Genomic DNA, 8,330 nt, shown 5'->3' on the forward strand with positions numbered 1-8,330 from the left:
GACCCCGACGGCTCGGCGGAGCCGGCCAGCCCGGTTGATCCAGCCGATCCAGCCGATCCAGCCGATCCAGCCGGCCCGGCCGGCCCGGACCGTCCGGATGATCGGGCCGGTCCGGAGGGCATCGCTGGCCGCGGGGTCGGGATGGTGGCGCCGACCCGCCGGCGGCGGGGTCGGGCCGGCTCGGCGCTGACGCCGTAGCCGACGAGGATGTTCCCCGACCCCGACACCGGCATCGAACCCGAACCCGAACCCGAACCCGAGCCCGAGCCGGTCCCCGGTCGGGAGCCCGAACCGGGGCTGGCGGCGGAACCCGAGGCCGGGGTGGCCGTCGCCGGCTCGCCGACAGCCACGGTGATCAGCGCCGCGCCGACGGGGACGCCGGTGCCGGCGGGGCCGGCCAGCGAGGTGACGACGCCCGCGTACGGGCAGGGCACCTCGACGACGGCCTTGGCGGTCTCCACCTCGGCTATGGGCTGGTCGACGGTGATGACGTCGCCGACGTCGACGAACCAGCGGACGACCTCGGCGGAGGTCAGCCCCTCACCGAGGTCGGGAAGGGCGAAGGCGCGTACCGCGGCCACGGGCTCACTGCTCCCACTGGAGTCGGGCGACGGCGTCGAGGATGCGGTCGACGCTGGGCAGGTGGTGCTTTTCGAGCATGGGCGGGGGATAGGGGATGTCGTAGCCGGTCACCCGCAGCACGGGGGCGGCGAGGTGGTGAAAACACCGCTCGGTGACCCGGGCGGCGATCTCCGCGCCGACGCCGGCGAAGCCCGCCGCCTCGTGGACGACGACGGCGCGGCCGGTGGCACGCACCGCCGCACAGACCGTCTCGTCGTCGAACGGCACCAGCGAGCGCAGGTCGACGACCGCGAGGTCCCAGCCCTCCGACCGGGCGGCGGCGGCCGCCTCCAGGCAGATGGGCAGCGACGGGCCGTAGGTCAGCAGGGTCGCCGACGTACCCGGCCGGCGCACCATCGCCCGGCCGATCGGCGGCACCCGGGCCGTGGCAACCTCGGCCGGCGAGAAGTCCGCCGCCGACCAGTAGAGCCGCTTCGGCTCCAGGAAGACCACGGGGTCGTCCGAGGCGATCGCCGAACGCAGCAGGCCGTAGCTGTCGGCGACGGTGGCGGGGGTGACGACGTGCAGGCCGGGGGTGTGGGCGTAGTACGCCTCGCTGGAGTCGCTGTGGTGCTCCACGCCGCCGACGCCCCCGCCGTAGGGCACCCGGATCGTGATCGGCAGGCCCATCCGCCCGCCCGTGCGGTTGCGCATCTTCGCCACGTGCGAGACGACCTGCTCGAACGCCGGGTAGGCGAAGGCGTCGAACTGCATCTCCACGACCGGCCGCAGCCCGTACATCGCCATGCCGATGGCGGTACCGAGGATGCCCGCCTCGGCCAGCGGGGTGTCCAGGCAGCGCTGCGCCCCGAACTCGGCGGCCAGCCCGTCGGTGACCCGGAACACGCCGCCGAGCGTGCCGACGTCCTCACCGAGGACGTGGACGCCCGCGTCCTCGCGCAGCGAGTCGCGCAGCGCCGCGTTGAGGGCCGCCACCATCGTCGTGCTCATCGGGCCTCGTCCTCGTCCGCGTCGGCAGGGAAGGCGGTGTCGGCGGGGAAGGCGGTGTCGGCGGGGAAGGCGGCGTCGGCGTCCGCGTCGAGGCGCGCCGCGAGTTCGGCGGCCTGCTCGCGCAACTGGCTGGTCGGCTGCGCGTAGACGTGGGCGAACAGGGAGTCGGGGTCGGGATCCGGCGGGTCGTCGAACTGGGCCCGGATCTCGTCGGCGAGGTCCTCGGCTGCCTGCGCGGCGGCGGCCACGCCCGCGTCGTCGAGCAGCCCGGCGGCGCGCAGATGCCGCTCCAGCAGCGTCAACGGGTCACGCGCCCGCCAGGCGTCGACCTCGGCCGCGCTGCGGTAGCGGGTCGCGTCGTCGGCGTTGGTGTGCGCGTCCAGCCGGTAGGTGACCGCCTCGACGAGCACGGGCCCGCGGCCCGACCGGGCGTACTCGACCGCGGCGGACAGCACGCTGTGCATCGCCAGGGCGTCGTTGCCGTCGACCAGGCGCCCGGCGATGCCGTAGCCGACCGCCTTGTGGGCCAGCGACGGCGCCGCGGATTGGCTGGCCAGCGGCACGGAGATCGCGTAGCCGTTGTTCTGGACCAGGAACACCACGGGCGCGCCCAGCACACCGGCGAAGTTCAGCGCCTCGTGGAAGTCGCCCTCGCTGGTGCCGCCGTCCCCGACGAGGGCGAGCGCGACCAGGTCCTCGGCCGAGGCGGGATCCATCGCCGCGCGCAGGCGGGCGGCGTGGGCCAGGCCGACCGCGTGGGGGGCCTGGGTGGCCAGCGGCGTCGACAGCGGCGCGATCCGGTGCTCGTACGGGTCGTAGCCGCTGTGGGCGTGCCCGCGCATCAGCGTCAGCGCGTCCAGCGGTCGCACGCCCCGGGCCACCACCGCGAGAGTGTCGCGGTAGCTCGGGAACAGCCAGTCCACTCCCCGCAGCACCATCGCCGCGGTGATCTGGCAGGCCTCCTGCCCGGTGGACGCGGGGTACACGGCGAGCCGCCCCTGCCGGGTCAGCGTCGTGGCCTGCTGGTTGAAACGGCGACCGAGGACCAGCCGGCGGTACAGATCGCGCTGTAGTCCGGCGTCGAACGTCTTGGCTGCCGGTGTGCCGAGGATGCGCACCGGCTCGGGATCGGGCAGTAAGGGCGCGGGGTCACGGCGCGGGCCGTGCGAGTGCGGGGGCCCGACGAGGCCGGGTGCGGTGCTGTCGTCGAGGACGGTCATGGGCCACCTTCGGGACTCGGTGGTGGAAGGGGGGTGGCTGCCTACCCAGGCCGGCGCTACCTCAGGCCGGCGCTGGTGCTGCCTTCAGGCCGGTGCTGCTGCTCCAGGCCGGCGCTGCCCGGCGGGGACCGCCGCGGGTTCCCCGCGCCGCGGTACCGGGCCTCGCGCCGTCGGCCTCAGGGCGGCCTCGCTGTAGCACGCGGCCTGGCGACGCGCCGGCGCGTCCTACTCCTGTGCCGCGTCCTGTCCCGGGGCTGCGACACGGCTTGGGGCGGCTGCCACGGCGTGGGGTGGCGCCAGGGCCGAAGGGGCGTGCCATGGCTTGGGGTCGCGTCACGGGCTGCGCCGCGGTGGCTGCCAGGTGGTGTGCGAGGGACACCACGCCGGGTCAGACCCAGGACGTGGCGGCAGCGTGCGGTCCGGCCCGAGGTGGTCCGGCCCGAGGTGGTCCGGCTCGATGTGGTCCGGCTCGCCGGCAGGCCCGGTTCGGGCGCCGTCGGTGGTCTCGATCCGTCTCCGTTCACCTACTTCGCTCTGGGGGACCCCGATGCATTTCTGGAGTCCGCATCCGCGCTGTGGCCGGCCTCTGCGATCGATTTTCCACCGCCTGTCGACACTTGGATCGTGGCGATAATCACCTTGGGTTGACTGTGCGGCGCGAATTGTCGTGCTGCCCACCTTCTACGTCGTGTAGAAAGGAGGATGTGGGCACGCTCGGAGCCCGCGGGACGGTGGCCGAACGGCCTTTACGGCGCCTCGCGGCCGAGCCCCCGAACTTGTGGCATGCCCAGATGTCAACGGGGGTGAGGTTTCGATCCGGCTGCGGCTGCGGCTGCGGCTGCGGCTGCGGCTGCGGCTGCGACGGCGACGGGGTCGGCGACGGCAGGTGCCGGCGAGGGCTGCGGCTGGCCGAGCGGCTGCGGCTGGCGGAGAGCTGTGGCTAGCCGAGAGCCCCGGTCTGTTGCAGCAGCGTCAGCGCGTCGGCGATGGCCCAGTGCTCGAACATGAGCCCGTCCCGGTACCGGGTGAGGTCCATGACGGCGAACTCGACCGGCCGGCCGGAGGCGGGAACGCCGAACCATTCGCCGGTGTGAAGACCACGGAACACCTTGTGGGTGGAGACGACATCGTCGTCGCCGATGCAGTGCAGTAGTTCGACCTGGAAGTCCGAGAATGCCGCGTGCAGGGCCTCGGTGGCCACGCGCACACCGTCCCGGTCGGGGCTCTGCCCCGGGCTGGCCGTGTGATTGCGGAAGTCGGCGTGCACGTATTCCTCGACGAGGTCCGCCCTGCCCTGACCTTGTACTTGTTCCACGAAGGAACGCATGCGCTCGATGTTGGAACCCGATTCGGCCACGTCGCCTCACCCATCTCGGCAGCAGGAACAATGTGTGCACCGCGGGAATACGTGCCCGATCGTCCCCGCGGCCACACCTCGGCGGCCCTGCTGGAAGCCGTGACGGCGGGCGGTCAGGCGTCGATCGCGCCACCGGCGAGCAGGCCGGCGAGCAGGACGGCCACGACGACGCGGTAGACGATGAAGGCGTTGAAGTTGTGCCGGGCGACGAACTTGAGCAGCCACGCGATGGAGGCGTACGCGACGACGAAGGAGACCAGCGTGCCCACCACGAGCGGCGCGGCCGACACGCCGCCGCCGACGGCGTCCTTCAGTTCGTACAGACCGGCTCCGGTCAGCGCCGGGATGGACAGGAAGAACGACAGCCGGGTGGCGGCGACCCGGTCGAGGTCGCGAATGAGGCCGGTGGAGATGGTCGCACCGGATCGGGAGAAGCCCGGGAAGAGCAGGGCGAGGATCTGCGAAGTCCCAACGATCATGGCGTCGGGCAGGGAGAGGTCGTCCTCGCCCCGCTTGTGCCGGCCGTACTGGTCGGCGAACCACATCAGCGCGCTGCCGGCGAGCAGCGAGGCGGCGACGACCCACAGGGAGGCGAGCGGCCCGTCGATGAGGGGCTTGGCGGCCAGCCCGACGAGCACGACGGGGATCGTCGCGTAGATGACCCACCAGGTGAACGTGTAGTCGTGGTTCGTCCGCGCCGCCGGGTCGGCCAGACCACGGCCCCAGGCGGTGACGAAGCGGCGGATGTCGGCGAAGAAGTAGACGAGGACCGCCGCGATCGCGCCGACCTGGATGACGGCGGTGAAGCCGACGACCGCCTTGTCGTCCACCTGGATGTCCATCAGCCCCTCGGCGATCTTCAGGTGGCCGGTGGAGGAGATCGGGAGGAACTCGGTCAGTCCCTCGACGATGCCGAGGATGATGGCCTGTCCGACGCTGATCGCGCTCACGTGATGGCTGTCCTAGCTGTCTGGGATACGGCGCCGCGCTGGGATGCGGCGCCGCGCTGGGATGGGGCGAGGGTCTGGGATGCGGCAGTGGTCCGGGCTCGCCGCCGCGGGCGGGCGGAGCCTGACCGGCAGCATGCTAGATCACTGGTCGGGTGAGGATGAGGTGGCCCCCCCGGGTGCCTGCCCGGTGCGCGCGCGGCGGTGGGTGCGGTACTCGCGCAGCACCGGTATGGCCGACAGCACCACGATCACCAGGGAAACCGGGATCATGTATCGCTCGATGGGAATGGTCTGGCCGAGGGCGTAGCCGAGCAGCGTCACCCCGGTGGCCCACAGCACCCCGCCGATCAGGTTGAACGTTGTGAACACCCGCACCGGCATGCGCACGACGCCGGCCAGCGGATTCAGGAACGTCCGGACGACCGGCACGAACCGGGCGAGCACGACGGCCTTGCCGAACCCGTACCGGTCGAGCACCCCGCGAGCCTGCTCGACGTATTCCTGCCGGAAGAACCGGGAGTTCGGCCGCTCGAACAGCCGCGGCCCGGCCCGCCGTCCGATCAGATAGCCGGTCTGCGCCCCCGCGACCGCCGCGACGCAGGTGCCGAGCAGCACCGTGGGCAGATGCAGGTGGGGCCCGGACGCGGCGGCGTCACCGGCGCAGAAAGCTCCGGCGAGAAACAGCAGCGAATCACCCGGCAGGAAGAATCCCACGAACAGACCGGTCTCCGCGAAGATGACGACCATCAGGCCGAACAGTCCGACGGAGGACACGATCGACGATGGATCGAGAATATTCAGCGCGATATCGCTGGACACGACAGGTCCCTCTCACCAGGGCGGCGACACGACGGCGGCGCGAGAACGGCATCGGTGATCACCGGCCCGCCGCCCTCCACCCTGCCGGGACGACGATGTGAAGGCCGTGTGAGCGTCGGCTCCCGGCCGGCCGGCCGGGTCGGCGGGCAGGCGGGCGGTGGGTCCGCTTCACCGCGCGGTGGTGCGGGCCTGCCGGCGGTATCCGAGGACGACGAGCAGGACGAGCGCCCCGAACAGGATCGCCGAGGCGCCGGCGGTGCCGTAGGCCAGGCCGCCCTTGGCCGTGGGCTTGGTGAGCAGGTCGCCCAGGGTGGCGCCCATCGGGCGGGTCAGCACGAAGGCCGACCAGAACAGCAGCGTGGGCGGAAGACGGCGGCTGTACCAGGCGGCGGCGATGACCGCGAGCAGGGACCAGATCAGTGCCGCTCCGCCGGCATAACCGAGGCCCGAACTGTCGGACAGGAAATCGCCCAGCGAGGTTCCCAGCGTGTTCGACAGCAGAATGGCGGTCCAGTACAGCAGTTCGCCCCGGAACGTGACGGGCCGGGTGATGTCGAAGGTGTGTCCGGAGCGCCACCAGGCCGCGAACAGCAGCAGGAGCAGGGTGAGCAGAATCGCCGCGCCGCGGGGATAGCCGAGGCCGAGGGTGCGGTTGGCGAAGTCCGACATGGTGGTCCCGGCCATGCTGGTCGCGAGGATGACCGTCCAGTAGAGCCCGGGATGCAGACGGTCGGCGCGGACCTGGGCCGTCAGGCCGGCGAGGAACAGTGCGATGAAGATGATCGAGCTGGCGGCGTAGCCGACCTTCATGGTCTGGGCCAGCAGATCGCCGCCGGTCTCGCCCAGTGTCGTCGCGATGATCTTCGTGATCCAGAACAGGAGCGTGACCTGGGGGATCTTGCTGACAGCGGGCCGGGCCCGGCTGGCGGCGCGCAGCCGATGCCGCTGCCCCGGAACACCGGCGGGGGCGATGTCGTCCACCTGCGCGGGGGGCGCCGGCATCCGATCATCAGGACCCATCGAGGCACACTCCGCCGCGCCAGCATCCGGGAAGGTGCATTGAGTAGCTTGGCATGCACTGAGCGTAGGGGCTGCGGATGTGAGGAGCGTGAAGCCGGGGCGGGCTACCGCAGCGCGCGGTCCTGCGGGGCGTCGTCCGGGTGGGTGGGCTGCGGGATCATCGCGGGTGGGACTACGCCGCGCTGGATGTCGCGGCGGGTGACGGCGACGTAGGCGACGAGCGCGACGATCAGGACGGTGGCGGTCGCGCTGACGACCCCGTCGCCGAGGCCGACCCCGGTGCGGTCGGGTGGCTTGCCGAGCCAGTCGGCGAACGAGGCGCCGAGCGGGCGGGTGACGACGTAGGCCAACCAGAACGCGGCGACCTCGCCCAGCCCGAACCGCCACCAGGCGATCGCCGGCAGGGTGATGATCACCGCGAACATGATGCCGGAGGGCAGGAAGCCGAGGTGCAGCGTGCTCGCCGTCAGGTCGCCGAGGGCGGTGCCGAGCGCGAAGGTCGCGAGCACGGTGCACCAGTAGTAGGTCTCCCGGCGGCGGGTGACGATGCTGTGGATGGACAGCGTCCCCTCGCTGCGGTGCCACCGGCGAAACACGACGGCCAGCACAACCGCGTAGAAGATCGTCGTGCCGATGTGGCCGAACGGCGGTCCGTCGGCGGCCATGGTGCCGAACACGGCCAGCATCACCACGGTGAACCAGTAGACCGGTGCCTGGTAGCGCCGCGACCGGAACTGCAGCCAGAGCGCGGCGACGAACCCGAGCAGGCCGATTGCCGCCGCCAGCACGAGGTTCACCCCGGCGAGAAAGTCCGCGGTCGCCTCACCCATCCCGGTGGTGAGAATCTTGATGACCCAGAACAGGGCCGTGATCTCGGGGACCTTGGGCGCGAGGGGCTCACGGCCGCGGATCAGGCGGTGGGACTTCGACCGCATCGAGTGCTCTTTCCGCATGGGGGACATGGGCCGTCTGAAGAACATCACGCAGCCCGTGTGAGGACCGTGTGAGGACGACACCCGTCCACCCGTCCAGCCGGCCGACCCGCCGCCGCTGCGCGTCGCGACGCCGGTGCGGCTCAACCGGCTGCTCGCCTTCGCCGCCTACCTCGCCGCGCAGCTCGCGCTGCTCGGCTTCGCCCGGGCCCGCGAGTTCGGCGCCGACCGCGCCTCCTGCCGCGCCACCGGCGACGGCGACGCGCTGTGCTCCGCGCTGGTACGCATCGCCTACGGCATCGACGAGGTGGGCCGCGAGCGGGCCGCACGTATCGCCGCGCTGCGCGCCGACGACGACAAGCGCCAGGCCCGACGCCTCGCCCGCCGAGAGTCCCGGATCCGGTCGACCGGCGCGCTGGGGATCGCCGGCCCGGGTGGCCTGCCCGCCGCCGGGCTGCTC

The 8,330-nt window shown here is 72.2% G+C and carries 8 protein-coding genes and 1 pseudogene; 1 reads left to right on the forward strand and 8 read right to left on the reverse strand.

The features are described 5' to 3' along the window. The 8 genes from ND748_RS19410 to ND748_RS19445 form a co-directional block, all read right to left on the reverse strand. Positions 1-581 (reverse strand): biotin/lipoyl-containing protein (locus ND748_RS19410; protein ID WP_308205668.1); only part of this gene is annotated, 581 nt, incomplete at its 3' end. Positions 582-585: 4 nt separating this feature from the next. Continuing rightward, entirely contained in the window at positions 586-1,572 is a 987-nt protein-coding gene (locus ND748_RS19415; protein ID WP_251747424.1) for an alpha-ketoacid dehydrogenase subunit beta, read from the reverse strand. Continuing rightward, on the reverse strand, positions 1,569-2,792 hold the full coding sequence (locus ND748_RS19420; protein WP_251747425.1) for a thiamine pyrophosphate-dependent enzyme: 1,224 nt from the start codon (positions 2,790-2,792) through the stop codon (positions 1,569-1,571). The genes ND748_RS19415 and ND748_RS19420 overlap by 4 nt, the downstream gene beginning before the upstream one ends. Before the next feature lie 940 nt (positions 2,793-3,732). After that, positions 3,733-4,149, reverse strand: coding sequence for an ester cyclase (locus ND748_RS19425; RefSeq protein ID WP_251747426.1), 417 nt, complete (start codon positions 4,147-4,149; stop codon positions 3,733-3,735). A 113-nt stretch (positions 4,150-4,262) separates the two neighbouring features. Then, positions 4,263-5,099 (reverse strand): undecaprenyl-diphosphate phosphatase, encoded by an 837-nt coding sequence (locus ND748_RS19430; RefSeq protein WP_251747427.1) that lies wholly within the window; start codon positions 5,097-5,099, stop codon positions 4,263-4,265. A 141-nt stretch (positions 5,100-5,240) separates the two neighbouring features. Continuing rightward, on the reverse strand, positions 5,241-5,918 hold the full coding sequence (locus ND748_RS19435) for a DedA family protein (RefSeq protein ID WP_251747428.1): 678 nt from the start codon (positions 5,916-5,918) through the stop codon (positions 5,241-5,243). 168 nt (positions 5,919-6,086) lie between these two features. After that, on the reverse strand, positions 6,087-6,920 hold the full coding sequence (locus tag ND748_RS19440; RefSeq protein WP_251747429.1) for a hypothetical protein: 834 nt from the start codon (positions 6,918-6,920) through the stop codon (positions 6,087-6,089). A gap of 122 nt (positions 6,921-7,042) precedes the next feature. Continuing rightward, entirely contained in the window at positions 7,043-7,873 is an 831-nt protein-coding gene (locus ND748_RS19445) for a hypothetical protein (RefSeq protein ID WP_251747430.1), read from the reverse strand. A 133-nt stretch (positions 7,874-8,006) separates the two neighbouring features. Here ND748_RS19445 and ND748_RS19450 point away from each other — a divergent pair. Beyond that, positions 8,007-8,330: pseudogene (locus ND748_RS19450) on the forward strand (M48 family metalloprotease); the annotation flags it as partial.

This window comes from Frankia sp. AiPs1 (genome assembly GCF_023716945.1).
GTDB lineage: Bacteria > Actinomycetota > Actinomycetes > Frankiales > Frankiaceae > Frankia.

Coding starts and splice junctions, on each gene's coding strand:
- ND748_RS19440 (WP_251747429.1), bottom strand. CDS start 6,920: ATGCCGGCGCCCCCCGCGCAGGTGGACGACATCGCCCCCGCCGGTGTT.
- ND748_RS19445 (WP_251747430.1), bottom strand. CDS start 7,873: ATGCGGTCGAAGTCCCACCGCCTGATCCGCGGCCGTGAGCCCCTCGCG.
- ND748_RS19420 (WP_251747425.1), bottom strand. CDS start 2,792: ATGACCGTCCTCGACGACAGCACCGCACCCGGCCTCGTCGGGCCCCCG.
- ND748_RS19415 (WP_251747424.1), bottom strand. CDS start 1,572: ATGAGCACGACGATGGTGGCGGCCCTCAACGCGGCGCTGCGCGACTCG.